The sequence below is a fragment of the Synechocystis sp. PCC 6714 genome (assembly GCF_000478825.2).
In the GTDB taxonomy this organism is placed as follows: domain Bacteria; phylum Cyanobacteriota; class Cyanobacteriia; order Cyanobacteriales; family Microcystaceae; genus Synechocystis.
Genome location: NZ_CP007542.1, coordinates 1,814,313 through 1,840,763 on the forward strand (window position 1 = coordinate 1,814,313; position 26,451 = coordinate 1,840,763).

Here is a 26,451-nt window from a genome sequence, read left to right on the forward strand (position 1 = left end):
TTGTCAACCAAGGCACCATGGTGGGAAGGATTGTAATATTGGGAGCAATTATATTTTTAATTAGCTGGGTTATGGGGGATGATTAACCAATGATACCCCAACAATTAATTTTAAAAAATTTCTTAAGTTATCAGGATGTTAGTCTTGATTTTCGGGGATTGCATACTGCCTGTATTTGCGGTGCCAATGGTGCAGGAAAATCTTCTTTGCTGGAGGCTATCACTTGGGCAATTTGGGGTAAATGTCGGGCTGAAAGTGAAGATGATGTGCTCCATAATGGCACTGATCAAGTTAGGGTAGACTTTCAATTTATTAGTAATAATCAGACCTACCGAATTATTCGCAGTCGCCAACGGGGCCGCAGTAGCGTAGCGGAATTTCAAATTAAAAGCGGCGATAATTTTCGCACCCTTTCTGCTAAGGGTCTCAGGGCGACCCAGGAAAAGATTACTGCCACGTTAAAGTTGGATTACGAAACCTTTGTCAACTCTGCCTATCTTCGCCAAGGCCGAGCCGATGAATTTATGTTACGCAAGCCCAGTGAACGGAAACAAATTCTGGCGGATTTATTAAAGCTAGACCAGTATGAATTATTGGCGACCAGGGCTAAGGATATTTCCAAAGAAGCTAAGGGTAAAATCAATATTCTTAATGACCGCTTACAAGTATTAGAACAGGATTTAAATCAACGACCTTATGTGGTGGCTAATCAAGCTAAATTAACTGAGGAAATTACGGCAATACAAACAGAGCAAAAACAAACTGAATGGCAATTACAACAACTACAAACTAGTCAAAATCAACGGCAACAATGGCAAAAACAAGCAACTTGGCAACAACGGCAATGCCAGGAATTAGCGATTGAAATTGAACGATTAGATAATCAACAGGAAGAAATAAAACAGCAATGTCAAAATTTAGATAAATTACTGGAACAAGAAACAGTAATTAAAGCCAATTTCCAGAATTACCAGAGGTTACAAACTGAGGAAGTAGCGTTAGCAGAATCTTTCCAACAATATCAAACTTTACAGCAACAACGCCAGAATTTAGAGCAACAGTTACAGCGCACAGAAAATGAATTAGCTCGGCAAATAGAACAAGAGCTCTTACGCTTAGAGCATTTAGATAAACAGGTGGCAGAATTAGAACCTATATTAGCCCAACAACAGGATATCGAGGCAGAATTAAATAAATTAAAAATTGCCAAACAAAACCTCATTCAGCTTGATAACCTACAAAATCAAGTTGCTCCCCTTTTGCAACGTCGTTATGCTCTACAAGCTGATTTAGAAAAAGCAAAGGCCCAATGTCAGGCTCAATTAGAACAACGCCAGGCGATCGCCAAACAATTAAAAATAGCGATTGCTGCTATTCCCGAGCAAAGAAAAGCTTTTCAGGCTTTAGACGAGGAAATTTGCCAATTAAAAAATAAACAAGTTTATCTTAAACGGGTAGAAGAAAAGGGCCAGGAACGGGGCCATTTCAAAGAACGACTGCAGGAAAATCAAAGGTTATTTGAAAAGCAGTTGCGGGAACTAGAGCAAAAGTTAGATTTGCTGGATAGTCCTGGTGCCACTTGTCCTTTGTGTGAACAGGGTTTAGATGGCCATTATCATCAACAGGTAATGGAGAAAACTGAACAAGAATGCCAAGAATTACGTAATCAAATTTGGATTCTCAAGGAACAAATTACCCTTGCTGATCAAGAATTAGATATTTTACGGAATGAATATAAAGAAATTGCTGATGGTTTAAGTAATTTAGAACAATTACTGCAACACTATGGACAAATGGAAGCGGAGTTGGAAAGAAGTGGAGAAAACCATGAAAAATTGGTGGAATTAAATGGGCAAATTGCTGACTTAGAGCTGAGCTTAACCCAAGGAACTTTTGCTGAATCTCTCCAACTTGAATTGACGGCTCTAGAGCGAGAATTAACTAACTTAGCCTACGACGAACAAACCCATGCCCTAGCCCGTTCCACCGTAGATCAGCTAAGGAAAGGAGAAATTCGCCAAGCTAAGTTGAAAGAAGCCCAAATTAAGTATCGGCAATTAACAGGCGATCGCCCAGGGTTGGAGCAAAAATTACTGGCATTGCGTTCCCAATTACAAAGTTTGGGCACCAGTTCTCCCCTGCGTCAACAATGGCAACAGGTGGAAGCATCCATCGCTCAATTAAACTATGACAGTGAAAGTCACCAACAATTATTGGCAGAATTACGGCGTCAACAGCCCTGGCAGTTACGACATCAGGAACTAGAGCAAGCTCGGCAACAATTACCAATCCTGATGCAACGAGGACAGGAATACCAAGCTCTCATTGGCGATCGCCAGCAGGCTTTGCAGGAAAGGCAAGAAGAGTTGGTGCATTTGGAAAAACAGATTAGCCAATACGCTGATCATGGGGAGCAGATTCGACTTTTAGAAAATGAATTGACGCAACGAAGACAACACTTAGATCACCTACTGGCAAAAAAAGGTGGCTTGGAACAATTATTGATTCAAATTGACACGTTGCAGGGAGAATATGAAGAAACTAAACAGCAATTTGAGCAAGCTAAAAAACAATTTCGTATCCACGAAGAACTGGGTAAAGCCTTCGGCAAAAATGGTATTCAAGCAATGATGATTGAAAACATTCTACCCCAGCTAGAAGCAGAAACTAATTATATTTTGGCTCGGTTAACGGGCAACCAACACCATATCCAATTTGTCACCCAAAAAGAAGGTAAAAGTAGCACTAAAAATAAACCCAAAATGATTGATACTTTGGACATTCTCATTGCCGACGCCCAGGGTACCCGCCCCTATGAAACCTACTCCGGAGGAGAGGCTTTTCGGATTAATTTTTCTATCCGTTTAGCCCTGGCAAAATTATTGGCCCAAAGGTCTGGTACCGCTTTGCAATTACTAATTATTGACGAAGGCTTCGGTACCCAGGATGCAGACGGTTGCGATCGCCTGGTGGCCGCCATCACCGCCATTGCCTCAGATTTTGCCTGTATTCTCACTGTCACCCATATGCCCCAATTTAAGGAAGCCTTTCAACAACGCATTGAAGTGTGTAAAACGGAATTTGGTTCCCAGTTAGCCATTGTTAGTTAGTTTAAACTCACGCTTTTTGCTTCCACCTAATTTTGCCAGGAAATTTTTCCAGAGTCGCAAACGACAAAAAGTATGAAAATTTAACTATGTTTACTGCCATCGGGAAGAATAGCCCCGGTTAACTTAGCTGCCGTTAGTTTGACCATAATCCGATTGCCTGCACCAATTTTAGCCCCCTGTAAATTAGCTCCACTGAGATCTGCCCCGCTCAGATCCGCACCGACTAAATTGGCCTCCTGCAAATTAGCCCCCCGTAGGTTCGCTTCTAATAAATTAGCCCGGAAAAGATTAGCCCGAAAAAGATTGGCATTTTCCAAATTAACTTGGTGTAAAAAACTATCGCTCAAATCCGCATTACTTAGGTTAGCCGAGACCATTTTCCGTCCGGATAAATCCTTTTCTTTTAAGTTAGCCCAACGCAAATCCGCCCCGGTTAAATCTCGATAGTAGGGTCGATTGTGGTTTTCTTGATGATGGGGGGAGTTAGGACTATGGTTATGGTTGCTCTGCTGATTATGATGGGGCCGAGGTTGACGATCGCCGGGGGGTGGGTAAGGTGGAGGAGATTTGGCCTTTGGCTTGGATTTAGGTTTAGTTTTGGGCGTATTACCGGGTTGATCGGTTTGAGATGCTTGGGAAGCTTTAGTGGTTATCTCCAACTCCAACATTTCCTTGAGGCGATCACGGGCTTGGTTAATTTCTTTCAGTTTCCCCGCTGCCTTGGCCAACAGCCGGGGATTATCCCTGGGCAGGCGATCGGGGTGCCACACAAAGGCCAAATCCCGGTAGGCTTCATTGATTTCCTCCAGGCTAGCCCCCACCTCTAGCCCCAGGATTTCGTAGTAGTGGGAAAACTCTTGCATAATCACCGCTGTGCAATGGCCCACCTAAAAGCGTAATATAGAAAGGTTGTCAATTTTTAAGATCCCAGAGAAGTCATGGCAGTTCCCAAGAAGAAAACCTCCAAAGCAAAACGTGATCAACGCCGGGCCCACTGGCGCAGACAAGCTTCTTCCCAAGCACAAAAGGCTTTATCCCTCGGCAAATCTATTTTATCTGGCCGTTCTACTTTCCTCTATCCCCCCGCTGAGGAAGAAGGGGAAGAAGAGTAAGAATAAATTGTCAGTTAGCTGAATTTAGTATTTAAGGTGAGGGGCGATCGCCAAGGGCAAATCAGTTTTGGGACAAATAATTAAATTGATTTATGGTCAATGGTTAACCAGTTCCCAAAGCTCCGCCCAACTCCCTACCAAGCAAGCATCGTTGGCATTTTTATCTTTTCCCTGGTCATACGTTTCTGGAACCTGGGACAGTTCAACGAGTTAGTTTTCGACGAAGTTTACTACGCCAAATTTGCCGGTGACTATTGGCTTGGCAATAATTTTTTCCCATCCCATCCCCCCCTGAGCCATTACCTGATTGCTTTAGCCATGGGGTTGGGGGATTTTTTTCCTGTCAATCCAGACCAGGTTAACGATCTGACGGGGGCAGTGCGTTCCACCTGGAGTTACCGTTGGCTCAATGCCCTCACTGGGGCCACCATTCCCCTACTCCTGGGGGCGATCGCCTATCTGTTGACCCAACGGCGCCTGGTGACATTGTTAACCATGGGGCTATTGGCCTTAGATGGGCTATTTTTGGTGGAATCTCGCTATGCGTTGAATAATATTTACCTAGTTTTTTTCGGGCTGCTGGGGCAAGCTTTAGTTTTGTGGTATCTACGCCAAGGGAAACTTTGGCAGTTAATTCTGGGGGGCATTAGTTTAGCCTGTGCCGGAAGCGTCAAATGGAATGGTTTTGCTTTTTTGTTGGGTGTTTATCTCCTTTGGGCAATCGCCTGGGTCAAACCTTTCTTCAACCAGGGTTGGATAACGAGGGAGAGGCAAGCAAATTCGCTGAAACCATTGGATGGGGATGGACAAAATAATCAAGACTTTCTCTCCCGTTGGTTGATTATTTCCCCGCTGAAATTTGTGCTCTGGTTGGTGCTGGCACCGATCATTACCTATAGCGTCATTTGGATTCCCCATTTGTTAATGAATGGAGAATATGCTTCCCTGGCTGGTTTTTGGCGCATTCAACGGGAAACTTGGCAATATCACCGTCGGGTGGGCAATAGCCCTGATATTCATCCCTATTGTTCTCCCTGGTATAGCTGGCTGGTGATGGCTCGACCGATCGCCTATTTTTATCAAAAGTCCAGTCGGTTTGGCTTAGTTAATGATGTCCACGCCATGGCCAATCCGATTTTGCTCTGGTTTTCCACCGGGGCGATGGGGTTGTTATTCGGCACCGTTATCTGGCAAAAAATACGCCAATTTTTCTTTAGGGGAATTAATCCCATCAATGTACCGTTGCGAGGCGTTACCCTCTACATTGCAGTCAATTACGCCGCTAATCTTTTGCCCTGGCTAGGGGTTAGTCGCTGTACTTTTTTTTACCATTACCTGCCTGCCTATGGCTTTAGTATTTTGGCCTTGGCATTAATTTTGAGCACCTTGCTAGACAGTCCCCAAAGGAGCCATGGCATCATTGCTTGGACAGTTTTAACCCTAGTGGCGATCGCCTTTTGGTATTGGTCGCCGATTTTTTTAGGATTACTGTTGACCCCCAGGGGATTTTCCCTCCGTATGCTTTTTCCCAGTTGGATTTGAGCCGGAGACAAAGGTGGAAGTGGTCTCCCTAGTTACCACAGAGTCGAGACAACCTGGGCTTTCTCCTCGCACCTGTTAAATGGGGCGGTACACCACCGCATAGTCCCCTTCCCGGTTATCCGGCAGTAAAAAACCTTTACGGCAGAGGGAATCAATGGTTTCCTTCACCTTTTGGGGATCTTCTCCGGTGGCCACAATGCACTCGCTCACCGTAGCGCCGATCGCCTTGGTGGCACAGGTTTTAATAATCAACACATCCAGCCGTTCTATGGGGGTGACCGATGGGGGAGCGGTGACAATGGGAGAGGTATAGGCAGGGGGGAAATAATGTTTATGGTTATAAATGGCATTGAACTTTCTCTCATCCATGGTGCCGAGGATGATCGCATCAACAAACCCCAGAATAGAAGGGATGAACGTCCAAGAAAAAAGGAAATAAACTATGCCAGCAAAAATATTGCCGAGGTAAAACTTATGTAAGCCGAAGCCGCCGAAGAAAACGGCAAAAATTAGGGCAACAAAGCGATTTTTCATAGCGGGTCTGCAAAGAAAACCGTCACCTACTGACGATGCTCAACAACAAAAGCGGAATGGGTCCAAGCCCCCCTATTGTCATAGTAACGGATCAGCCTTTGGCGTTCGTTGGGGCGCACCAACCAGCCCATTTCCCCAAAGAAAGGTTGTCCCAATTGCAGGCGATCGGGGGTGCAAGAAGAAGCACCATCCGGCAGTAATAGCACTTTGCTGGGGTTGGGGCCGAGAAAATTAATCTGATGACCGCTAACTTTCCCTTGGATCACCGCAGTTTGTCCCCCCATGGTTACCCTTTGTTCCACCAAATCCCCGGTTTGGTTTAGGGTAATTTCCCCCTCGCTAACTTCCGGTTCCCGCCAGTCGGGGTAGGCAGTATAAACTTCGCAATGCCAAGTACCCAACAGTTGCTCCACCGTTAATGCTGGTCTTTCCTGGGCGTTACTCCCCCGGCGAAATTCCCGAATAAAAGTCAAACTGGCCAGGGTTAATTCCTTGTCATACAGTTGCACGAATCTCATGCGGCGATCGCCGTCCACAAAGCCAAATTCCGCCCCAAATTCACTGAAGGGAGCCAACTGCCATGGCCCCTTGGAAAAAGCACCGGTGCCAAAAAAGATAATTTGTCGCCCCAGGGAACGGTAATCCTGGCTATAGTCCTGGGTAGGGGGGTCTTGATAATCGGGGTTATCGTAGCGGCGCAGACGAAACTTGACCAACTTGTTATCTTCTAAGCCTTCCAGGGTGAGGATGGAAGGGGTGTTACTCAACACTTCCCCCTGGGGAGATAGGCGGGTAAAACTGCCCTGCCATTCCCCCAAGTTTTTGAGAAAATTTTCCCAGTTAGCCATGGTTATTTGTCCCTATTTATAGTTTTGATGTTTTTAAAGAATCAATCAAGACCATTCTCCCATTTCCCCATCCTCCCTCCCAGACGGGCAAGCTTTTCCAGAAATACTGGTTTATCATCGGGGAAAATATGACTCAGTTTTGCCAGCTAATTCTGGATTTCCTTCAACCTAACCCATGGAAACTATTCGCCTTGGCCCCAACGGCCCCTCCATTGCTCCCCTTGGCTTGGGTACTTGGTCCTGGGGAGACACCCTGTTTTGGGCCTACGGTAAAGACTTTGGCCTAGAAGATATAGAGGGGGCTTTCCATGCTTCCCTGGGGGCGGGAGTTACCCTAATTGACACCGCTGAAATTTATGGTTTTGGTGAATCTGAGCGTCTGATTGGTCGCTTTTGCCGGCAAGCAGAAGAAAAAGTAGAAATTGCGACCAAATACTTTCCTTTGCCCTGGCGTTGGCAGCGTTCTGACATTTCCCAAGCTTTGACCGCCAGTCTGGAACGTTTGCAGATGAATACCATTTGTCTGTATCAAATCCATTGGCCTTTGGAATTTTGGCTCAAAACACCGGATTTTATGGCTGTGTTGGCCGCCGAAGTTAAAAAAGGCCGCATTCAAGCTGTGGGAGTTAGCAACTATTCCGCCCAGCAAATGGCGATCGCCCATGAATGTTTAGCCGCCCAAGGTATTCCCCTCGCCAGCAATCAGGTGCCCTATTCCCTACTGAACCGGGAGATTGAAAGTAACGGTATTTTGGCCCAGGCTCGCCAGCTCAACGTCACTATTTTGGCCTACAGTCCCCTTGCCCAAGGCTTACTGACCGGCAAATATCGTCCGGAAAACTCCCCTACTCTCCAGGGGGCCCGCCGCTTCAATCCTCGTTTTAGTGCTAAGGGATTGCAAAAATTAGTTCCCTTACTTACCCTCTTGGATACCCTGGCAGATAAGCATGACAAAACGCCGGCCCAAATTGCTCTGAATTGGCTTATTGCCCAAGGGAACATCATTCCCATTCCGGGGGCAAAAAACGCTTCCCAAGCTAAACAGAATGCCGGAGCATTGGGATGGCAGTTAAACCCAGAAGAAATAGAAGAACTGCGTACCGTCACCCAGGGGATTTAAAAACCTGCTTTGTGAAGAAAATTTGATTGTGCTTTGCTTTCATCAACAATTTTCCAATGCCCTAGGAGAACTAAAGAATTTAAAAAATTTGATTAGGCTTAACGGCTCAAAAAGAATTTTCTGAAGGGGTCTAACCCTGGTTAAATTCGTATAACAACCAAATTCCCACCCCCAAACCGACAAAATTAGGCAGCCAGGCCGCCAAGGTGGGGGAAATTAACCCAACAATGCCTAAGCTACCACTGAAAAATCCCAGTATGTAGTAGGCAAAAATAATCACAATGGTTAAACCAAAGCCCGTTGCCCGACTAATCCGTTGGGGCCTAGCGCCGATCGCCGAACCCACCACGGCAAAAACAATACAAACAAAAGGAAAGGCTAATTTTTGTTCCGTTCTAACTTGAAAAAACTGAATTTTCTTTTCATCGCCAATTAACTTTAGAATTTTGATATAGTCCTGGGCTTCCGCAATGGTCATTTCATAGGGATCCCGACCCTGCCGGGCAAAATCAAACGCCGATTTGGGTAGAGCAATCTGTTTATTGGTGAAAGGAACCGCCTCTTGGTAATCTTCCGTTTCCGTCAAACGATAAAGAGTGCCATTAAAAAAATCCCAGCGTTTATTGTTATTATTCCAGGTGGCATTATCAGAAAGGACAATATGTTTAAGGTGGTTTTCTGTCCATTGCAACACCGTCAAGTTTTGCATTTCTTTGCCGTCAAATTTTTCAGCATAAACCAAACTTTTTAAGCGCCGGGCAGTTTGGCCATTCTCAAGCTTAATCTCTTCAAACTCAGGGTAAAAAACATCCCGATTTTGCCAAAAGGGATGCTCCTCATCAATGGATTCAATCAAAATACTGGTGGCTCGATAGTTGGCCACCGGCACCACCCATTCACTCAGCACAAAAGCCCAGCCCGTCACCAACAAACTCAGCACCACCGCCGGTAAAATAAGGCGATACAAACTCACCCCACAACTGCGAATGGCGACAATTTCACTGTCCCCACTAAGGCGACCAAAGGTCATCATGGTGGCTAGCATCACCGCCACAGGTAGGGAATAGGCCAGGAATTCCGGTACTTTGAGCAGTAATACTTCTGCGGCCTTAGCCACCGGGAGATTTTTTTCAACAATTTTGTTACCTAGATCGGACAAGTTACCGATCGCCAGCCCTAAACTGGCTACTACTCCCACACTGAATAAAAAAGGGGGAATCAATTGCCTAGCCACATAGCGGTCCATGAGGGAAATTCCAGGCAAAGAATGGGGCCACTGCCCCAGGTTAGTAAAGGTTTTAGGCAAGAACATCACAGATTTTCAAGCTTTTTCAATGGCTAAAATTCCTCAAGTCTTTAAAATTCCGCATTCATGGGGGTGCGGGGAAAAGGAATCACATCCCGAATATTGGCCATACCGGTCATGAACTGGACAATGCGTTCAAAGCCCAGGCCAAAGCCCGCATGGGGCACAGAACCGTAACGGCGCAGGTCAAGATACCACCATAGATCGCTTTCCGGTATCCCTTGTTCCTGCAGGCGTTGAGTTAATACATCTAATCGTTCTTCCCGTTGGGAACCGCCAATAATTTCGCCAATTTTGGGGGCTAAAATATCCATGGCGGCGACGGTTTTCCCATCATCATTTAAGCGCATATAGAATGCCTTAATATCCTTGGGATAATCGGTCACAATGGTGGGTCTTTTGAACACAGTTTCCGCTAAATATCGCTCATGTTCTGACTGTAAATCCACCCCCCAGGTGACGGGATATTCAAACTTCTGATCCGCTTTTTCTAGCAGTTGAATTGCTTCGGTGTAGGTCAGCCAAGCAAATTCGTTGTTAATGATATTGTCCGCTGTGGCCAGCACTGTGTTATCAATGCGCTGGTCAAAAAATTCCATGTCCTCAGGGCATTTTTCCAGCACAAATTTAAAAATATATTTTAAAAATTCCTCCGCCCATTGGCGATCGCCTTCTAGGTCACAAAAGGCCATCTCCGGCTCCACCATCCAAAATTCCGCCAGGTGGCGGGAGGTGTTCGAATTTTCCGCCCGAAAGGTGGGGCCAAAGGTGTAAACATTCTGGAATGCTAGGGCCATCACCTCCGCTTCCAATTGTCCACTCACCGTCAAATAAGCCTGTTTACCAAAAAAGTCCTGGCTGTAATCAATGCCCTCGCCATTTTTGGGCACCTTCTGCAAATCCAACGTGGTGACATTGAATAAATCCCCTGCCCCCTCACAGTCGCTGGCGGTAATGATCGGGGTATGAACCCAAAGAAAACCCCTTTCCTGGAAAAATTGGTGAATGGCCGTGGCACAGGCATTCCGCACCCGCATCACTGCTCCAATGGTATTGGTACGGGGTCTGAGATGCCCAATGGTCCGCAAAAATTCAAAGCTATGGCGTTTTTTCTGTAGGGGATAACTACTGGGATCTGCTCCCCCCAGCAGTTCCAGCTTGCATGCATTTAACTCCACCCGTTGACCTTTCCCCGGCGAAGGGGTCAATTTCCCCTCAATGGCCACCGCCGCCCCGGTTTGCAGTTGGGTCAATAGGCGATCGTAATCCGGCAAACTTCTCGCCAGCACCACTTGGAGGTTCGCCAAACTGGAGCCGTCATTAACTTCCACAAAACTAAAATCCTTGAGGGTGCGTTTAGTCCGTAACCAACCCTGGACCATAACCTGGTCATCGGCTTGACCGTGGCGGAGAATTTCAATAATGCGGCGTTTGTTCATAAACCCCAAAGGATTAACGGATAACAGATAGAAGAGGTACAGTGGGTGCCATTATTAAACCATGGCACTGAGTCAATCCTAGGGTAACCAATTCCGACCCAGCAGGCGATCGCCCCCAAACCAGACAATAATCTGACCGGCGGAGAAAAAAATATTTTGACCATCCACAAAAGGTGTTATGATTGCTAATCGTGAAAGCAATGGGTCGATGCCCGAGTGGTTAATGGGGGCGGACTGTAAATCCGCTGGCTATGCCTACGCTGGTTCAAATCCAGCTCGGCCCATCCCTTTTGCCCTTGTAGCTCAGTGGTAGAGCACACCCTTGGTAAGGGTGAGGTCACGAGTTCAATCCTCGTCAAGGGCTTTCTCTGGAAACAGTAACGATACTGCAGTTGCAGACTTCTTGCTCCAGCCATTGGGAGCCCAGTTGGTGCATAGCGGCCAGCACTGGCTGGATTTCTCTACCCTTATCGGTCAGGGAATATTCCACCCTGGGGGGAATCTCCGGATACACATCCCGGTTGATGATGCCATGGGCTTCCAGTTGCCGTAGCCTTAGGGTGAGAGTTTTCGTACTGCAACCGGGCAAGGCGTCCAATAGTTGTCCCGTGCGCCGTTGTCCCTGGAATAACTCCCGCAAGACCAAAATTGACCATTTATTGTCGAGTAAATCCACCACGTGCTGAATGGGACAAATGTGTCCGGCTGTGAAACAAGGGTCAGCATTGGTTGGGGCCATGGTGGTGTGGGAAAAACATTTTCGGTCCACTATTCTAGCTAATGGGGAGTTCGGGCAGCCATTGGCTCCATCTAAGCTGAGGCTTGGAGTCCATTGATTGCCAGCGCTGTGAACCTGGGGGCCGATCCAGGGGAATATTCCCCATCAATCTTTGGCGGGGTTGAAACCAAACACTTCACCATAAAAAGCCAATTCCGACTCTAGAGCTTTTTTGATGTTAGCGGCAATGCGGAAACCGTGTTGTTCTTCGGCAAAGGCGACATATTCCACTTTGATGCCCTTAGTCTTAAGGGCTTCCACCATCATTTCCGTTTGGTTGGGCGGCACAACTTTATCTTCTAAGCCCTGGAAGAAAATCACTGGGCAGGTTAGCTGATCCGCATGGTTCACTGGCGATCGCCGTTCGTATAAATCTTTTCTTTCAGGATAGGGGCCAATCAAACCGTCGAAGTAACGGGATTCAAATTTATGGGTATCGGTGGTCAGGGCTGTTAAATCACTAACACCGTAATAGCTAGCCCCGGCTTGAAAAATATCATGGAAGGTTAGGGCCGCTAGGGTGGTGTAGCCCCCGGCACTGCCGCCGGAAATAGCCAACTTATTGAGATCTGCTAAACCCTGAGCCGCTAGGTATTTGGCCGCATTGATACAGTCCGCCACATCGACGATGCCCCATTGACCATGTAAACGCTGACGATAATTGCGACCATAACCCGTACTACCACCGTAATTCACATCCACATAGGCGAAGCCCCGACTAGTCCAATACTGAATTTTTAAACTAAGGGAGTTACTGGCCGCCGCTGTGGGGCCCCCATGGCTTTTGACCAATAACGGCGGTAACGTACCAGGAATTCCTTGAAAATCAGTGTTGGTGGGGGGATAGTACCAGGCGTAGGCAGTTTGGCCCTCTTCGCTGGGAAAACTAATGGCCTGGGGTTGGGCTAGATAGGCCGGGTCTAAAGAGAAATCGCTGGCAACTTTGAGAATTTCCGTTTGCTGGGCGGCAACATCAAGGGCCACTACTGCGGTGGGTATGGTGGGAGCACCGCCTAAAAACCAGAGGGTTTTGCCGTCACTACAAAGGGAAGAATAATCACTGTAGGGTAATCCCAAAATGCTTAGTTGTTTGTGGGACGGTTTGAGTTTGCCCAACTGCCAAGCACCATCCTGGGTAAAAGCGCAAAGAATGGTATCCGTATCCACAAAGGCATAACTCCGTAGACCAAACACCCAATGGGGATAGGCAAATTCCGCATCGAGGGGAAAAACGTTATCCACTTCCCCTTTGTGATAGCGGTACAAATTCCACCAATCGGTTCGATCGCCGACAAAATATAAACTGCCATCGGGACACCATCGGGGTTCATGGATGGATTCATTCCCAGCATGGCCAGCAATACAACGAATATTTTCCAGGGCTCCTTGGCCATTGAAATCCGCAAGCCATAATTTGGTGACATCCCAGGGCATATGGGGGTGATCCCAGGTAATCCAAGCTAGTTTGTTGCCATCAGGACTAAGGCGGGGAGATGAATAAAAATCATGGCCCAGGGCGATCGCCGTTACTTCCCCAGTTTCTAAGCTGATGGCGGCCAGGAAATTTTCTGGTTCCTTTGCTTCTGCACTGTGGCGTTCACCAACGGCAATTAATCTTTGTCTGGGTTGATCCAAAACAAAATCTGCAAAACGGCAGTCCGGTGTGTTAGTTAACTGTTGCGGTTCCTGCCCAATACCTTGAACGTAAATCTGTTGATCCCTGAAATTACTGAAATAAACTCTCCCCGCCGCCACCAAAAAGGCTCCTCCACCGTATTCATGAACTTTGGTTCGCACATTGAAGGGGGCGGGAGTCACATCCCGCACAGTGCCATCGGGTTGCCTGTGAACTAGGACATTCCGTCCTTTCTCCATTGCCCTGGCCTCTAGCCAAAAGACCTCTTGGCCATCATTCTGCACTGCTCCCAAACCAATACTGCCCGCCAGCAAAGCATCAGCCGTAATTGGCGATCGCCAAGAACCGTAGGGGGCGGTCTGTTTAGTGGTCATGGAAGTCACAGAGAAGGGGAACTAGTTACCCTTTCAGGATACAGAAGCTGGCACCAACTTTTCCTGTTCACTCCAGAACCATTTAATGGTTTTGGCTAAGCCCTGATCCAAACTGGTTAATTGTAAACCCGGCATTAGGCTCTGGAGTTTTTTCACTCCCAAACATTTAGACTTAGCCCCTACGTAACGGCTGGTATCAAATTCAATCAGGTGGAAATCGTAGCCCACTTCCTGGCAAATTAATTCCGCAAAGCGACGAATGGTAAATTCTTCCCCCGCTCCAATATTGACCAAATTGTTATCCACTGTGGCAGCTAATTCCAAGGCAATGTGGGCAAAATCCTCCACAAAAACTAATTCCCGTTGTTGATAACCATCTCCCCAGAGGGTGACCGTTTCGCCGTAAAGTTTGCCCCGAATAATCTTGCGGATCAGGTCAAAAATGAAATGCATCTGCCGTCCGTCCGTGTGGTAGCCGGGGCCATAGAGGGTGGAAGGAACTAGACAGAGATATTTCAGCCCATACTGTTTGTGCAATGCCAACGCCCCCGCATAGAGCATTCTTTTAGTCATGGCGTAGGTGAACAAACTATCAATGGGTAAACCAGTAAGATAGTATTCTTCTTCTAGGGGTAAATGGGGATCATAGGCGCAACTGGTACCCATAAAAATTAACTTTGCTTGGGGTTGTTGACCGTGCCACCAATCAAGCACATTAGTATTTAGCTTTTGGTTGATCAGCCACTGTTCCCCCGGATGGGATAGACAAAAATCCCCCGCTTGGGTCCAGGCAGCCAGGTGATAAATTTGGTCGAAACTGCCTTTAGCAAATTGATGCAGAGAACCGGCTTGGGTCAGGTCACAGTTGCGGGAATTGATTTTGGTTAGTTCGTGGCCCTGGGCCTCGAGTTGATTGCAAAGGGTTGTGCCCAAAAATCCCGTACCACCGGTGACCAAAATTTTCATCCGCTTACCTTGAAAAATTCTAAAAATTATTCCGTCCCACCATCATACAAGGGCAGGTGAAGCCTGTTAGAACTGAGGGCTTTACTCTAGCTTCCATAGCGGCTGGAGAAATCGACAATCAATAAAGCGCCACTATTGTCATTATTCCTTAGCAATCTCAACGGCGATCGCCCCCGAATAGGTAGACGGGCCAGCATTAAGCTTTTGCCTCAACTATTGCGGCGAACCAAAAAACAGGGTAAATTCTCCTGCTTGTCCCCGCTTTTGTAAATTGGCTAAAGCTAGTCTGCTTTGGGCATCTTGGTCGAGCAATAAATAATTTCCTTCCTTAGCCTTGGTATGCAACTGATTATCGTCCACCGCAATCACCTGGCGATCGCCGTAGAAATCTAAACTGGGACGACTATAGGCAAAGGAAGTATAAACCAGGGTATTGACAGGAATGCTTTTTTTGATTAACTCCCCCACGGGTTTGACTGCAAAAGCTTCGTTCACTTCCCAGTTCCAGAGGGGACTGGAGAAAAGAAATAGAAGGGCTACATAGAGCCCCACCACTAGGGTTTTGGCAAATTTAGGGGAAGATTGCAAATATTGCTTGGCACTCCAACCTATGCCAATAAATAGCACCACCCCCATGATGATAATCACCGGTTTTTGCTCGATGAAACCAGCGTATAATCCTCCCACCAGACCCACCACAGCAGTGAGGGCAAGTAGATAACCAATTAGCCTAGGATAACGTTGGCGACCTTCTAAATCTGCTAAATAATATCCCCCCATCAGAGCGAAAAAAGGGTAACAAGGGAGTACATACCAGGGCAATTTAGTGCCCATGACGGAAATAATCAGCAAAAAGCCGAAGCCAAAGGTGATGGCAACCTTAGCCCAGTCCTGTCGCCATTGTTTTATGGTCATTACCATGGCGGGAATTAGGAAAAATAGCCAAGGCGCAGTGTATTTGGTAATTTCTAGCAGGTAATACCAAGGGGGCCCCGTATTGCCTTCTAATTCCTTGGTAACTCGCTCAAAACTGTGAAACTCAAAATGAATCTGCCAAAAAGTTTCCCCATACTGGGCAAATTGGAGTTGGTACCACCACAACACCGGACCAAAACCGATCAACAGCCCGAACCAGAATTGCCAGCGCTGAAAAATTCGTCCTTCCCCAAGCCAGAAAATCAAAATTCCCAACAATAATCCCAGAGCTAGCACCAGTAAACCCTTGGCTAGAGCAATTAACCCCAAACCAATACCTATACCCCCTAACCAATGGGGATTTTTCCGCCCTTTGAGTAAGCAAAGTATCGACCAAAGCAAACAGGTATTAATCACCCCATCCAACATGGTTAAACGGCCCAGACGGGCGGTGGGAAGCAGGGTTAGCAATATCGAACTGCTCCATAGTGCCGCTTTAGGGGCAGAAAAAATTTCCTTCCCCACCAGATATAACAAGGGCACCGCCAGGGCTGACCCCAGAGCCAGGGGCAAACGGGAACTAAATTCATTGATGCCCAGCAGATGGTAACTGCCCATTACCAGCCAAGTAATCAGGGGCGGTTTGGATAAAAAGGGTTGTCCTAAATAGGTGGGAAAACGCCAATCTCCCCGCAGATAAGTATCCTGGGCTGTGGTGGCATAATAACCCTCGTCAAAATCTCGCAGGGGCACATTGCCCAAACCGGCGATCGCCAGGATTAGGGCCACTCCGGTGAGTAGCAATAAATATTTCCGGTCTGAATTCAGGGAAAAAAAGTTCAAGGGCTGAGTATGGACAGATTCTGACTATTGGACTTGGCTCGCATTTTCCCACGTTCTTGGGGGAAGTTTAGGTTTTTGTTAAGGTATTTTGTTGATGTTTCCCCACCAATGGCTGACCCTGTGAACCTAATACCCGATCGCCACCAATTTCCTGGCCTAGCCAATAAGACCTATTTTAATTTTGGCGGCCAGGGTATTTTGCCCACCGTTGCCCTGGAAGCTATTACGGCTATGTATGGCTATCTACAGGAAAATGGCCCTTTTTCCATTGCCGCTAATCAACATATTCAGCAGTTAATTGCCCAACTACGGCAGGCTTTGGCGGAAACTTTTAACGTTGATCCCAACACAATTACAATCACCGATAACGTCACCACCGGCTGTGACATTGTGCTTTGGGGTTTGGATTGGCACCAGGGCGATGAAATTTTGCTCACCGACTGCGAACATCCCGGCATCATTGCCATTGTCCAGGCGATCGCCGCCCGGTTTGGCATTACCTACCGTTTTTTCCCGGTGGCGGCCACGTTAAACCAGGGAGATGCGGCCGCAGTGTTGGCTAATCATCTGGGGCCAAAAACCCGCTTGGTTATTCTCAGTCATTTACTCTGGAACACTGGCCAAGTATTGCCCCTAGCAGAAATTATGGCCGTTTGTCGCCGTCACCAAGGAAATTATCCAGTGCGGGTTTTAGTGGATGGGGCCCAATCTGCCGGTTCCTTACCCCTAGATTTTTCCCGGTTAGAAGTGGATTATTATGCTTTCACCGGCCATAAATGGTTTGCTGGCCCCGCTGGGGTGGGGGGATTGTATATCCATGGCGATTGCCTGGGGGAAATTAATCCGACCTATGTGGGTTGGCGCAGTATCACCTATGGCGCTAAAGGGGAACCCACCGGCTGGGCTGAAGGGGGCAAACGGTTTGAAGTGGCCACCTCCGCCTATCCCCAATATGCCGGTCTGTTGGCCGCTCTCCAGTTGCACCAACGGCAAGGCACCGCTGAGGAACGTTACCAAGCCATTTGTCAACGTAGTGAATTCCTGTGGCGGGGCTTGAACCAGTTACCCCATGTCCATTGTTTAGCTACATCGGCTCCCCAAGCAGGTTTGGTCTCCTTCACCGTGGATTCTCCCTTGGGCCACCGGGCGATCGTGCAGAAACTGGAGGAGCAACGCATCTATCTCCGTACCATCGCTGACCCTGACTGTATCCGGGCCTGTTGCCATTACATAACCGATGAGGAGGAAATTAATCATTTATTGGCTAGACTAGCTGACTTTGGCCCCTAAAAAGTTCCCCCTTGTAAAGGGGGCGAGGGAGGACGTTAAACCCTAGATTTGTTCCGTTTCCTGTAATAACCAAAAACCGGCAAAAGCCTCACTGTCGGGACTGGCTTGAATGGCTAAAAAGTGAATGCCGTGGGCCAATTTTTTGGCCTGTTCAAAGCCCTTCGCTTCCTGTTCACTGGTTTTGTCGATAACGTTGGCCACAATCCAACTATCACTGGCGCCGGTTTCCAGGCGCATAATGGGACGGGGGTCGGTGTTGTATTGCAAATAGCCCAATTCCAACCCGGATAACCAAGCGGCAAAGGGTAAGGCCCGGGGGGAAAAGAGGATTAAACCCGGAATGCGGCAATCGGGGCCCAAATTGTAGGGGGAGAGGGGAAAACTTTCCCCAAAGCTAATCTCCCAATCCGGTAAATCATTGAAATCAGCAGCAGCCAAACTCACCAAGGCCCACTGGTCTCCCCGATCGCCCCGCACTGCATCGGGCAAGGCAATGGCATTAAGTTCTGGATACTGCACCGATGTGGAGGAAGCCAACTTAGGGTCGTAGCCCGGTTGTTGGGGATAAAAATTCTCTAGGCGATCGCTTAACCATTGCTCCAGGGCATAGGTACGCCGACTGGGGGATGGGGGAATGCCAGCTTCTTCACAGGCTTTGCCGATCATGTTATTCATCTGACGCCGGAAAAAACGGATCTTTTGGGGCATCTGACCCGCTTCGGCGATCGCCGTTTCGATGGCCTGCCGGAGCCAAACGGAATTGACAGTGGCACTGGGGCAATACTGGCTGTAGCGGAACAAATCCCCTGGTGACTGTTGCACGGATTGGGGAGATTCACAAATTAGTACTTCCCACACTTTTTTTCCCTCATCATCCAATAACGGCCGCGAATAAAAATCCAATTCCCAAGTAACGCCCATATATCAATCAAATATGTGTCAAAGCTAGCCCCAACGGACCAACCGCTATCCTATCAAGCAATTGCCCCCGGGTTGCCATCGTTCCATGGCCACGGCAAATAACTGCCACCCCCATCATTGTCGGCCAAACACCACTGAGCTTAAGGTATTCTGGGAGCAAGGTGCTTTATCCATCGACCTTGATATTGTTTTGAGCACCCGCTCCTCAGTCTTCCATCGCCATAGAGTTTGACCAAAATATGATCTCCCAGCCCCAAGGATTTACCCGCCTTCACCGCTCTCCTTTCCGTTTTTTCCCAGCCCGTCGGTTGATGGCTTTGGGGTGGGGCATGGGTTTGATGGCATTGGGAGCAGTACCTCTGAATGCCGCCACCATTGCCCAAGGGAATGTTACCGATCGCCAGGTGCGGGCTTTGATTGAACAATTTGATGCGGTGGCCAACCAACATGACACCGATCGCCTGAAGGAGTTTTTTAGTGCTGAATTTAGCAACAGCGATGGTCTAACCTTTGCCCAGATGGAAACCAGCTTGCAAAAGCTCTGGGAAACCTATGACAACTTAACCTACAGCACAGAGTTGAAAAACTGGAAACAGGAAGGACAAGCGGTGGTAGTGGAAACTTTAACCACTATCAGTGGGGAACGACCTTGGTTGGGTCGCACTGCCCAGCTGAATGGGGAAATTAGCTCCCGCCAAACTTTTATTGATGATAAGCTGGTACGCCAAGAGGTACTTTCAGAGAAAATGGTGCTGACCGCTGGGGAAGATCCGCCGCAAGTGGATGTTAATGTGCCCCAAAAGGTGCAAGTAGGCCAAGAGTTTGATTTTGACGTAATTCTGCGGCAACCCATTGGTGAAGATCTCCTGGCAGGCACCGCTTTTGCCCAGAATATAGACCCCAGCAACTATATGGACCCATCCCAAGTGAGGTTGGAGTTGTTGCAGGCTGGCGGCCTATTCAAACGGGCGATCGCCAGTGAAGATCCCCAATGGTTATCGGCTCTGTTGGTAACTCCTGGGGGCATGGTGATGGTTACTCAAAGGTTAGCGGTGGTGCCCTAAAATTTCAAGTACTCTGCTCCATCCAAACGAATGGTGGTGCCACTCAAAAAGTCCTGTTGCAGTAAATACAAAGCCGCATCGGTAACCACTTTTGGGTTACCAGTTTTCTTAAGGGGAATACGCCGCTCGGCATAATCCCGCATAAACTGTTCCGGATCCGGTGCTTCCGGCGCTTCTAAAATCTGCCCCAGGGCTAAGCCGTTAACGGTGATATTGGGGGCCAATTCCAACGCTAAAATTTCTGTCATATCCCACAAGCCCCGCTTGGTCAGACGATAAACAAAATGATCTGGCCGGGGCCGGGGAATGCGGGCATCGTTAATGTTAATAATTTTCCCCTGGCGATCGCCGGAAATCTGTTGGGCAAAGGCCTGGGAGAGCTGAAAAGGGGCCCGGAGGTTAACAGCGAAAATCCATTCCCATAGTTCTAGATCCACCTGGAAAAATTTGTCCTCGAGGGGAAAAACCGAAGCACTGTTGATCAGAATGTCTACCCCACCAAAAACTTCCTGGGCTTTGGGTATAACTGTTTCTGTTGCTTGGGCATCACTCAGATCAGCGGAGTAGATGAAGGCTTTTCTTCCCAATGCTTCCACTTCCTGCTGAACCTCTAGGGCCCCTGCCTGGGAATTGCCATAGTGGATAAAGACATTACACCCTGCTTCGGCTAGGGCCACCACCAACGCCCGGCCCACCCGTATGCCTCCCCCGGTGACCAGGGCTGTTTTTCCAATTAATTCCATTGTAGTTAGCTAAATTTCTGAATCCTTGGGCAATTTAGGCTTCCACCTTTACGCCCCGCCAAAAAGCAATGTAGCCCTTAATGTTTTCTGCCTTGGACTTCGGATCGGGATAGTACCAAGCTGCGTCGGCATTTTCCTGACCATCCACCACTAGGGTGTAGTAACTGGCGGTACCTTTCCAGCCACAAACGGTGTGGGTGTTGCTGGGCTCAAAATACTGGGGATGGATGCTGTCAGGGGGAAAATAGTAATTGCCCTCCACCATTTCACACTGGTCACTCTCGGCGAGGACAACCCCATTCCAGATTGCTTTAGCCATGGTTGTAGGACAGATAAAGTAAACGCCTTGGATTATAGCCCCTTCTGCAGTCAAACTAAACCAGAACGGAGGGCAATGACGGCGGCCTGCACCCGGTCATCAACGGACAGCTTATTCATGATGCCTCGTACATGGGTTTTAATAGTATTGGTGCTGAGATATAGGGTCTGGGCGATTTCTTGGTTACTTTTTCCTTCCACAATTAATTTCAGCACGTCGACCTCCCGCTCCGAAAGGCTCGATACATTGGTTTGTCCTTCCGGCACCGGCGGTTTGAGATTTTCCACCACTACCCGGGCAATCTGGGGATCAAGATAGGTGGCCCCATCCTGGGCGGCGGCGATCGCTAAAATTAAACGTTCCAGCGTGGCTCCTTTAACGCAATAGGCATCGGCCCCGCTGGCCAAGGCAGCAATGATTTCATTGGGGAGAGTGTGAGACGTTAACACCACCACATGGATTTGAGGAGAGGTTTTTTTGATCTGTTTGGTGGCTTCAATGCCGTCTAGCCCTGGCAAACCAATGTCCATGACAATCAGGTCTGGGTTGAGGGCCGCCGCTTGCTGCACTGCCCCATAGCCATTGTCCACCCGACCAATAATTTCAAAGCGATCATGGGCACCCAAGGCTTGCTCCAAACCTAATTGCATCAATGGATCATCTTCAACGATCAAAATTTTCATAAACAGGCAAAGTTCGATTTTCACCCTATGGGGGGAAGTAAAATCCCCTCCAGTTTAGGCAAAGTTGAGATAGTAATCCCCAGTGCTTAGCAATTCTTTGTACTTGCTTAGTGATTGCCATCACCAATGCTAATTTATCTACCCAAGTCCCTACGCCAGAGGATGGCCACCACTATTCCCTCTGGGGTATCGGTGATCGTCTTGGGGTTATGCACAGCCTTGACCTATGGGATTCTGGGTGTTGGCCAACAATGGCTTAGTTTGGGAATTAGCCAGGGCATTGCCCTCACCCTATGGTGGCAGGGAAGCAACCCTGTGGCCCTTGCGGTAGGTTTAACCATTGGTCCCATGGTAGTGCAAGACAATCTGCCCTTGGCATTGGCCCTAGGGATGATTAGCACCGGCACCATGTTATTGGCCGGCCGAGGTTTACAGATGTTGGAATTTTCCCCCCAAGGTCAGCGGCTCCAAGACGGTATGGTTTTTTTGGTGGCCGGAGTGGGTTTTGGCGCCATTTTAACGGCGATCGCCGGGTTGTTATTATCTCTTTGGCAGGGGGATGGTCGCCTATGGTGGACGGGATCTTTGGCTTGGCTAGGTAGTGCCACAGGAATTTTACTGACCGCTCCATTGATCTTCAAGCTGAGATATGGCCGCTGGACCTGGCCTTGGCTTAACCCGATTAACGGAATTAAATTGACGGAAGCCCTAGTCTGTGGTGGTCTTTTATTGACGGTGGCCGGACTAGTTTTTGCGGGGGACGCATTAATTCCCTTGGCAGACCGGGGAGCCATTTATACCCAGTGGTTAGAATATTTACCCTTTCCCATTGTGGTCTGGGCCAGTATCCGTTTTCCAGCCTGGGGAGGAATCCTCTCGACTTCCCTATTAGCCATTTGGGCGATCGCCGCCACAATGCAAGGCCATGGCTCATTTAACGTCCAAAGCGCCGATCAAACTGGGGCGATGATTTTGCTGCAAATGTTCTTTTTGGTGCTGGGCACCACCAGTTTACTTTTATCGGGGGCAGTGAGGGAAAGACAACGTACGGAAGAACAGTTACGGGGCAGTTGGGAGCGGGAAAGATTATTAGCGGAGGTGGCCCTACGGGTGCGGCAATCGTTACATTTGGGCACAATTTTTCAAACCACGGTCACCGAAGTACGGCATTTGTTGCAGACTGATCGGGTTTACATTGCCCTTTTGCAGGGGGAAGGGGAATTGGCAGTGGTGGCGGAATCCTGCAGTTCTGACTATGTTCCCCTGATCAACCCCCATGCTTTACCCGCTGATAAACCCCGGGAGATGATGATTAGGGCCATTCCTGGCCAAGCGATGATAATTCACCACCCTGACCAATTGCCCAAAGGAGATCAACTCCGCCGCAGTTTTTTACGCTATCAGGTGAAAAGTTTACTGGCCATTCCCCTGGCCACAGTGGATGGGGACTTGGGTCTGATTGTGGCGCACCGTTGTCAACAGCCCCGCCATTGGCAAAAAGCAGAAGTACGCTTACTAGAACAATTAGCCACCCAGGTGGCGATCGCCATTCAGCAAGCCCAGCTTTATCAACGGGTACAAAGCTTGAATGCCAGTCTGGAAAAGCAAGTGGGGGAACGGACCGCCCAGTTAGAGGACAAAATGCTGGAGCTACGGGATTTGCAGCAAATGAAGGCTCTGTTTGTGCAAGCTATTTCCCATGATTTACGCACTTCGGTGATGGCCCTACTGATGGTGCTGAAAAACTTATTGACCACCGAAGGGGAAGTTCTGACCATCCCCCGCCATCTTTTGGATAGTCTGATCCGCAGTGGCGATCGCCAGTTGACCCTCCTCAATGCCCTCTGCGAAGAACAAACATCCGAATGTCGTCCCCTACACCTCAACCCCCAATCCTTGCCACTCCAGCCTTTTTTGCAACAAATTTGCCAACAATGGCGATCGGCCTGTGAACAGCACCAAGTAACTTTAAACTTAAAATGCGACGATAATTTGCCTCCTCTCCAGGGAGACCCCCACTACATCAAACAAGTATTCGACAATCTTTTAGCCAATGCTCTGAACCATAATCCCCCTGGCATCGCCCTCACCCTAACTGCTCAACCGGAGGGAAATATGGTGCGTTTTATCCTAAGTGACAATGGCAAAGGCATGGCCAAAGATCAATGTGAACATCTTTTTCGTCTGTATTTACGCAATCGTCACAATCAAAGGCTTACAGGGATTGGTCTTGGTTGCTATCAGTCTCGGCAAATTGTCGAAGCCCACGGTGGTCATATTGGCGTCACTAGCAGTCCGGGCCAAGGTTCCCATTTTTGGTTTACCCTTCCCCTGACAGTCTAACTCTGAAGCATACCGGTGGAATGTTCAGGCTTTTCCCCAACTTTCCCGGTTCAAACCCCTAGAGCCCCAGTTTTCTTGCTTCACTCCTAAAATTTCACCTTAAAAACTCAGCTTCAAAGCATTGACCGGTACATCATCCCAAGAGCTCACTGTGCGGATTTGGGCAACCCATCCCTGGGCTTTCTGATCCGGAGTCAGATTTTCCTGCCAGGAACGATGACAATCCTGGGCGGCGACTTCATCCAAACAAGCAATGCAAGCATAGACAATGCCGGTGGGATCTAGTTGTTCATTAACCCAAATCTTTTCCATGGAGTGTTTTTCCTCGCTAATGGGGACCGCAAATGGAAGCCCTGAATTCAAGACTATCAGAACTTTCTGTCCACCAACAGCAATGGGGGTAGGTTGTTACTGAACAACTAGAACTGAGCAATGCACGTGGTGAATAACATAGCTGCTGACACTGCCCAAAAACACCTCCGCCAAGCCCTTCAGTCCTCTCCGACCAAGCACCACCAAATCCGCCTCCCAATTTTTAGCCATATCGCGGATCCAGCGTCCCGGCTCTCCGACCTTCCAATCCCATTCACACTCCACTCCATGCTCTTTGACCTGTTGAGCAAAGGATTCCAGCCACTGACGAGCCTCCCTTTGTTGTTGCTCCAAGTGTTCTTGAATCACCCGGGAAAACCCAATGGAAGCCTCTCCATAGAAACTGGGGTAAATGCTCAAATCCTTGCTGTCCACAGGAATACAGTAAAAAAGCATCAACTGCGACGATTCTTTCTGGGCAAGGGCCACTGCTTGCTTTAAGACTTCCCCTGACAATTCAGAACGATCTAAGGCCACAAGGATTTTTGGGTAGCCCATGGTGGAAACTCCTGCCCCATTATTTATGGTCCGGCAAAATATGGTTGAGTTGAACTCTCGCACACACCTTTAATTCTAACTTGCCCAGTTTAACCAACAGAGAACTTGATATCCTCTGCCTGGCATTTATATTCATTTCAAATAATTTCGAGACTGCTTAAGTCTTTATTGACAAGCTTTTCGGTGAATTTGACTGCCTCAGTCTTACTGGAAACTACTATACGACGAAAAAACGAGCCCAGTTTACTGAACTCGCTTTTTGACCACACCTGATTGAAGTCGACCGGTATGATGTTTGTAACGGGCTTGGAGGGACTCGAACCCCCGACCTCGTGGTCCGTAGCCACGCGCTCTAATCCACTAAGCTACAAGCCCTAGTCGTTTACCTGACGACTTACAACACTATCATAGGGCGTCGAACTTCCGCAAGCTTTTTTATTGGGGAGTACTGGGAAGATTTTTGGTACGATAGCAAGGATATTAAATAACCCTTTGGAGAAAATCTGTGATTGAACCCCTATTGCTCGGCATTGTTCTTGGACTGATCCCTGTGACCCTAGCGGGACTATTCGTGGCGGCCTATCTCCAATATAAACGGGGTAACCAATTTAATTTGGATTAACGAATTTTCGTTATCGCCTTGCCCCCATCGGTCAATTTTTGGCTTTGCCCCAAATAACAAGTAGGGAAACCCCAATTTCAGCAATGGCGAGTTGGGGCCAAATTTTCCCCGTACTCCGGGCCTCTGGGAACTTGATATAGTTTGACCTGGACTAATAATCAGAAGAGTTGTTTTTTGAGTCTAAAACAACCATTTCTCCTGGCTGGTTTATCCAAAAAATCCTTTTTTCCTGTTTTTCTGTCGAGAACGATGGAAGTTCTGGGGTGGGAGAGCTACCACTGCCTCTTCCAACGGTAGGCGGCGGACTTCATTAGTGAAGATATGAGCTTGGTATACTTCTTGGTTATTAACTTCCAGGGCGGTAAGCCAACCGCTTCTGGGATGGTAGGCTCCGGTGTCGATGTCCAACCAGCCTGGTCCCGCCACTAATTTGCCAGGCTCCACATCGGCAAAGGTGAAAGTAATGGTGTGGCCGGTGATGATTAGCTTATTAGCAAAATAGGGGTAGGGATAACGGTGGAATTCGTCCCTGATCCAACAGAATTGAGTTTCCCCCTGTTCTTCGATGGGCAAATGGGGGTCTACCCCTGCATGCACTAACCAAACATCCCCCAGGTCCAAGTAGAGGGGTAGGCTTCGCATCCAATCCACATGGCTTTGGGGAATCTGGTGCTGATAACTTTCTAGGGTAGATTGGCCACCGCTGTAGATCCAGGCATGGAGAAGTTGGGGAGAAAAGTTAACGCCCCCCACTGCGTCCAACATCATTTGTTCGTGATTTCCCAGCAGGCAATGGTATTTGTTGCCCATGACAAAGTCTACTACTTTGGCGCTTTCGGGACCCCGGTCAATCAAGTCCCCCACAAAGTAAACCCCGTCTCTTTCACTGGGGGCGATCGCCTCAAAGAGGGCATTGAGGGCATTGAAGTGGCCGTGGACATCACCAAAGATAATGCGTCGGGGGTTGGGCATGGATAAATCGGGCAGGGGCAGAAGAAAATTTGAAAAACGGTTTAGGATAATTCTGACATCCTATCTTGCCAATCGCTAAGGCGTATGGGGATGGACTCCTT

The 26,451-nt window shown here is 48.2% G+C and carries 24 protein-coding genes and 3 tRNA genes; 10 read left to right on the forward strand and 17 right to left on the reverse strand.

From position 1 onward, the window contains the following. Nucleotides 1-89 precede the first annotated feature (89 nt). On the forward strand, nucleotides 90-3,110 hold the full coding sequence (sbcC, locus tag D082_RS08230; RefSeq protein WP_028948122.1) for an exonuclease subunit SbcC: 3,021 nt from the start codon (nucleotides 90-92) through the stop codon (nucleotides 3,108-3,110). A gap of 80 nt (nucleotides 3,111-3,190) precedes the next feature. On the opposite strand, the gene D082_RS08235 is transcribed toward sbcC, so the two are convergent. Continuing rightward, nucleotides 3,191-3,997 (reverse strand): pentapeptide repeat-containing protein, encoded by an 807-nt coding sequence (locus D082_RS08235; protein ID WP_202963070.1) that lies wholly within the window; start codon nucleotides 3,995-3,997, stop codon nucleotides 3,191-3,193. Between the two features lie 51 nt (nucleotides 3,998-4,048). On the opposite strand from D082_RS08235, the gene rpmF reads away from it, so the two are divergent. Continuing rightward, complete coding sequence (rpmF, locus tag D082_RS08240; RefSeq protein WP_010871662.1) at nucleotides 4,049-4,222, forward strand: 50S ribosomal protein L32; 174 nt, start codon at nucleotides 4,049-4,051, stop codon at nucleotides 4,220-4,222. A gap of 99 nt (nucleotides 4,223-4,321) precedes the next feature. Further along, a complete protein-coding gene (locus tag D082_RS08245) occupies nucleotides 4,322-5,764 on the forward strand; it encodes a phospholipid carrier-dependent glycosyltransferase (protein WP_028948120.1) in 1,443 nt (480 codons plus the stop codon). A gap of 75 nt (nucleotides 5,765-5,839) precedes the next feature. Here the strand turns inward: D082_RS08245 and D082_RS08250 are convergent, their stop codons facing one another. Continuing rightward, nucleotides 5,840-6,298 (reverse strand): TM2 domain-containing protein, encoded by a 459-nt coding sequence (locus D082_RS08250; protein ID WP_028948119.1) that lies wholly within the window; start codon nucleotides 6,296-6,298, stop codon nucleotides 5,840-5,842. A gap of 26 nt (nucleotides 6,299-6,324) precedes the next feature. Next, entirely contained in the window at nucleotides 6,325-7,146 is an 822-nt protein-coding gene (locus D082_RS08255) for a DUF3598 family protein (protein WP_238546659.1), read from the reverse strand. Between the two features lie 175 nt (nucleotides 7,147-7,321). Between D082_RS08255 and D082_RS08260 the strand changes: the two genes are divergently transcribed. Next, nucleotides 7,322-8,266, forward strand: coding sequence for an aldo/keto reductase (locus D082_RS08260; RefSeq protein WP_028948117.1), 945 nt, complete (start codon nucleotides 7,322-7,324; stop codon nucleotides 8,264-8,266). A 130-nt stretch (nucleotides 8,267-8,396) separates the two neighbouring features. Here the strand turns inward: D082_RS08260 and D082_RS08265 are convergent, their stop codons facing one another. Then, nucleotides 8,397-9,578, reverse strand: coding sequence for an LptF/LptG family permease (locus D082_RS08265; protein WP_038530532.1), 1,182 nt, complete (start codon nucleotides 9,576-9,578; stop codon nucleotides 8,397-8,399). 44 nt (nucleotides 9,579-9,622) lie between these two features. Continuing rightward, nucleotides 9,623-11,011, reverse strand: coding sequence for an asparagine--tRNA ligase (gene asnS, locus D082_RS08270; RefSeq protein WP_028948115.1), 1,389 nt, complete (start codon nucleotides 11,009-11,011; stop codon nucleotides 9,623-9,625). Between the two features lie 202 nt (nucleotides 11,012-11,213). Here asnS and D082_RS08275 point away from each other — a divergent pair. Both D082_RS08275 and D082_RS08280 read left to right on the forward strand, forming a co-directional pair. Next, a tRNA-Tyr gene (locus D082_RS08275) sits at nucleotides 11,214-11,295 on the forward strand. Between the two features lie 8 nt (nucleotides 11,296-11,303). Further along, a tRNA-Thr gene (locus D082_RS08280) sits at nucleotides 11,304-11,375 on the forward strand. On the opposite strand, the gene D082_RS17360 is transcribed toward D082_RS08280, so the two are convergent. From D082_RS17360 to D082_RS08300, 4 genes are all read right to left on the reverse strand, one after another. After that, a complete protein-coding gene (locus D082_RS17360) occupies nucleotides 11,367-11,750 on the reverse strand; it encodes a winged helix-turn-helix transcriptional regulator (RefSeq protein WP_028948114.1) in 384 nt (127 codons plus the stop codon). The two genes, D082_RS08280 and D082_RS17360, sit on opposite strands and share 9 nt — an antisense overlap. A gap of 144 nt (nucleotides 11,751-11,894) precedes the next feature. Further along, complete coding sequence (locus D082_RS08290) at nucleotides 11,895-13,808, reverse strand: S9 family peptidase (protein WP_028948113.1); 1,914 nt, start codon at nucleotides 13,806-13,808, stop codon at nucleotides 11,895-11,897. A gap of 24 nt (nucleotides 13,809-13,832) precedes the next feature. Next, complete coding sequence (locus D082_RS08295; protein ID WP_028948112.1) at nucleotides 13,833-14,765, reverse strand: NAD-dependent epimerase/dehydratase family protein; 933 nt, start codon at nucleotides 14,763-14,765, stop codon at nucleotides 13,833-13,835. 213 nt (nucleotides 14,766-14,978) lie between these two features. Beyond that, nucleotides 14,979-16,523 (reverse strand): glycosyltransferase family 39 protein, encoded by a 1,545-nt coding sequence (locus tag D082_RS08300; RefSeq protein ID WP_038530541.1) that lies wholly within the window; start codon nucleotides 16,521-16,523, stop codon nucleotides 14,979-14,981. Nucleotides 16,524-16,631: 108 nt separating this feature from the next. On the opposite strand from D082_RS08300, the gene D082_RS08305 reads away from it, so the two are divergent. After that, nucleotides 16,632-17,813 carry an aminotransferase class V-fold PLP-dependent enzyme gene (locus D082_RS08305; protein WP_028948110.1) on the forward strand — a complete coding sequence of 394 codons (1,182 nt, stop codon included), beginning with the start codon at nucleotides 16,632-16,634 and terminating at the stop codon, nucleotides 17,811-17,813. A gap of 42 nt (nucleotides 17,814-17,855) precedes the next feature. Here the strand turns inward: D082_RS08305 and D082_RS08310 are convergent, their stop codons facing one another. Continuing rightward, nucleotides 17,856-18,734: a Tab2/Atab2 family RNA-binding protein gene (locus tag D082_RS08310; RefSeq protein WP_028948109.1), complete on the reverse strand. Its 879-nt coding sequence runs from the start codon at nucleotides 18,732-18,734 to the stop codon at nucleotides 17,856-17,858. Between the two features lie 239 nt (nucleotides 18,735-18,973). On the opposite strand from D082_RS08310, the gene D082_RS08315 reads away from it, so the two are divergent. Beyond that, nucleotides 18,974-19,798, forward strand: coding sequence for a hypothetical protein (locus tag D082_RS08315; protein WP_238546660.1), 825 nt, complete (start codon nucleotides 18,974-18,976; stop codon nucleotides 19,796-19,798). On the opposite strand, the gene D082_RS08320 is transcribed toward D082_RS08315, so the two are convergent. Genes D082_RS08320 through D082_RS08330 form a run of 3 tightly spaced genes read right to left on the reverse strand, consistent with a single transcriptional unit; the run spans nucleotide 19,795 to nucleotide 21,543 of the window. After that, nucleotides 19,795-20,541: an SDR family NAD(P)-dependent oxidoreductase gene (locus tag D082_RS08320; protein WP_028948108.1), complete on the reverse strand. Its 747-nt coding sequence runs from the start codon at nucleotides 20,539-20,541 to the stop codon at nucleotides 19,795-19,797. The genes D082_RS08315 and D082_RS08320 overlap by 4 nt on opposite strands. 34 nt (nucleotides 20,542-20,575) lie before the next feature. Further along, nucleotides 20,576-20,860, reverse strand: coding sequence for a DUF427 domain-containing protein (locus tag D082_RS08325; RefSeq protein ID WP_028948107.1), 285 nt, complete (start codon nucleotides 20,858-20,860; stop codon nucleotides 20,576-20,578). Between the two features lie 50 nt (nucleotides 20,861-20,910). Next, complete coding sequence (locus D082_RS08330) at nucleotides 20,911-21,543, reverse strand: response regulator transcription factor (protein ID WP_028948106.1); 633 nt, start codon at nucleotides 21,541-21,543, stop codon at nucleotides 20,911-20,913. A 126-nt stretch (nucleotides 21,544-21,669) separates the two neighbouring features. Here D082_RS08330 and D082_RS08335 point away from each other — a divergent pair, with 126 nt between their 5' ends. Beyond that, a complete protein-coding gene (locus D082_RS08335) occupies nucleotides 21,670-23,886 on the forward strand; it encodes an MASE1 domain-containing protein (RefSeq protein WP_038530546.1) in 2,217 nt (738 codons plus the stop codon). 99 nt (nucleotides 23,887-23,985) lie between these two features. On the opposite strand, the gene D082_RS08340 is transcribed toward D082_RS08335, so the two are convergent. The 3 genes from D082_RS08340 to D082_RS08350 all read right to left on the reverse strand — a co-directional run bounded on the left by D082_RS08340 (nucleotide 23,986) and on the right by D082_RS08350 (nucleotide 25,131). Further along, nucleotides 23,986-24,198, reverse strand: coding sequence for a hypothetical protein (locus D082_RS08340; protein ID WP_028948104.1), 213 nt, complete (start codon nucleotides 24,196-24,198; stop codon nucleotides 23,986-23,988). Between the two features lie 96 nt (nucleotides 24,199-24,294). Continuing rightward, nucleotides 24,295-24,756, reverse strand: coding sequence for a universal stress protein (locus D082_RS08345; protein WP_028948103.1), 462 nt, complete (start codon nucleotides 24,754-24,756; stop codon nucleotides 24,295-24,297). A gap of 301 nt (nucleotides 24,757-25,057) precedes the next feature. Then, a tRNA-Arg gene (locus D082_RS08350) sits at nucleotides 25,058-25,131 on the reverse strand. A gap of 130 nt (nucleotides 25,132-25,261) precedes the next feature. On the opposite strand from D082_RS08350, the gene petG reads away from it, so the two are divergent. After that, nucleotides 25,262-25,378 (forward strand): cytochrome b6-f complex subunit V, encoded by a 117-nt coding sequence (gene petG, locus D082_RS08355; RefSeq protein ID WP_010872858.1) that lies wholly within the window; start codon nucleotides 25,262-25,264, stop codon nucleotides 25,376-25,378. Nucleotides 25,379-25,585: 207 nt separating this feature from the next. Here petG and D082_RS08360 read toward each other — a convergent pair whose 3' ends face one another. Continuing rightward, on the reverse strand, nucleotides 25,586-26,350 hold the full coding sequence (locus D082_RS08360) for a metallophosphoesterase family protein (protein ID WP_028948102.1): 765 nt from the start codon (nucleotides 26,348-26,350) through the stop codon (nucleotides 25,586-25,588). Nucleotides 26,351-26,451: the final 101 nt, after the last annotated feature.

What these genes read in the sequence shown, in the direction of transcription:
- sbcC (WP_028948122.1), top strand. Translation starts at nt 90, where the DNA reads ATGATACCCCAACAATTAATTTTAAAAAATTTCTTAAGTTATCAGGAT.
- rpmF (WP_010871662.1), top strand. Translation starts at nt 4,049, where the DNA reads ATGGCAGTTCCCAAGAAGAAAACCTCCAAAGCAAAACGTGATCAACGC.
- D082_RS08245 (WP_028948120.1), top strand. Translation starts at nt 4,322, where the DNA reads ATGGTTAACCAGTTCCCAAAGCTCCGCCCAACTCCCTACCAAGCAAGC.
- D082_RS08250 (WP_028948119.1), bottom strand. Translation starts at nt 6,298, where the DNA reads ATGAAAAATCGCTTTGTTGCCCTAATTTTTGCCGTTTTCTTCGGCGGC.
- D082_RS08255 (WP_238546659.1), bottom strand. Translation starts at nt 7,146, where the DNA reads ATGGCTAACTGGGAAAATTTTCTCAAAAACTTGGGGGAATGGCAGGGC.
- D082_RS08260 (WP_028948117.1), top strand. Translation starts at nt 7,322, where the DNA reads ATGGAAACTATTCGCCTTGGCCCCAACGGCCCCTCCATTGCTCCCCTT.
- D082_RS08265 (WP_038530532.1), bottom strand. Translation starts at nt 9,578, where the DNA reads ATGTTCTTGCCTAAAACCTTTACTAACCTGGGGCAGTGGCCCCATTCT.
- asnS (WP_028948115.1), bottom strand. Translation starts at nt 11,011, where the DNA reads ATGAACAAACGCCGCATTATTGAAATTCTCCGCCACGGTCAAGCCGAT.
- D082_RS17360 (WP_028948114.1), bottom strand. Translation starts at nt 11,750, where the DNA reads ATGGCCCCAACCAATGCTGACCCTTGTTTCACAGCCGGACACATTTGT.
- D082_RS08295 (WP_028948112.1), bottom strand. Translation starts at nt 14,765, where the DNA reads ATGAAAATTTTGGTCACCGGTGGTACGGGATTTTTGGGCACAACCCTT.
- D082_RS08305 (WP_028948110.1), top strand. Translation starts at nt 16,632, where the DNA reads ATGGCTGACCCTGTGAACCTAATACCCGATCGCCACCAATTTCCTGGC.
- D082_RS08310 (WP_028948109.1), bottom strand. Translation starts at nt 18,734, where the DNA reads ATGGGCGTTACTTGGGAATTGGATTTTTATTCGCGGCCGTTATTGGAT.
- D082_RS08315 (WP_238546660.1), top strand. Translation starts at nt 18,974, where the DNA reads ATGATCTCCCAGCCCCAAGGATTTACCCGCCTTCACCGCTCTCCTTTC.
- D082_RS08320 (WP_028948108.1), bottom strand. Translation starts at nt 20,541, where the DNA reads ATGGAATTAATTGGAAAAACAGCCCTGGTCACCGGGGGAGGCATACGG.
- D082_RS08325 (WP_028948107.1), bottom strand. Translation starts at nt 20,860, where the DNA reads ATGGCTAAAGCAATCTGGAATGGGGTTGTCCTCGCCGAGAGTGACCAG.
- D082_RS08330 (WP_028948106.1), bottom strand. Translation starts at nt 21,543, where the DNA reads ATGAAAATTTTGATCGTTGAAGATGATCCATTGATGCAATTAGGTTTG.
- D082_RS08335 (WP_038530546.1), top strand. Translation starts at nt 21,670, where the DNA reads ATGCTAATTTATCTACCCAAGTCCCTACGCCAGAGGATGGCCACCACT.
- D082_RS08340 (WP_028948104.1), bottom strand. Translation starts at nt 24,198, where the DNA reads ATGGAAAAGATTTGGGTTAATGAACAACTAGATCCCACCGGCATTGTC.
- D082_RS08345 (WP_028948103.1), bottom strand. Translation starts at nt 24,756, where the DNA reads ATGGGCTACCCAAAAATCCTTGTGGCCTTAGATCGTTCTGAATTGTCA.
- D082_RS08360 (WP_028948102.1), bottom strand. Translation starts at nt 26,350, where the DNA reads ATGCCCAACCCCCGACGCATTATCTTTGGTGATGTCCACGGCCACTTC.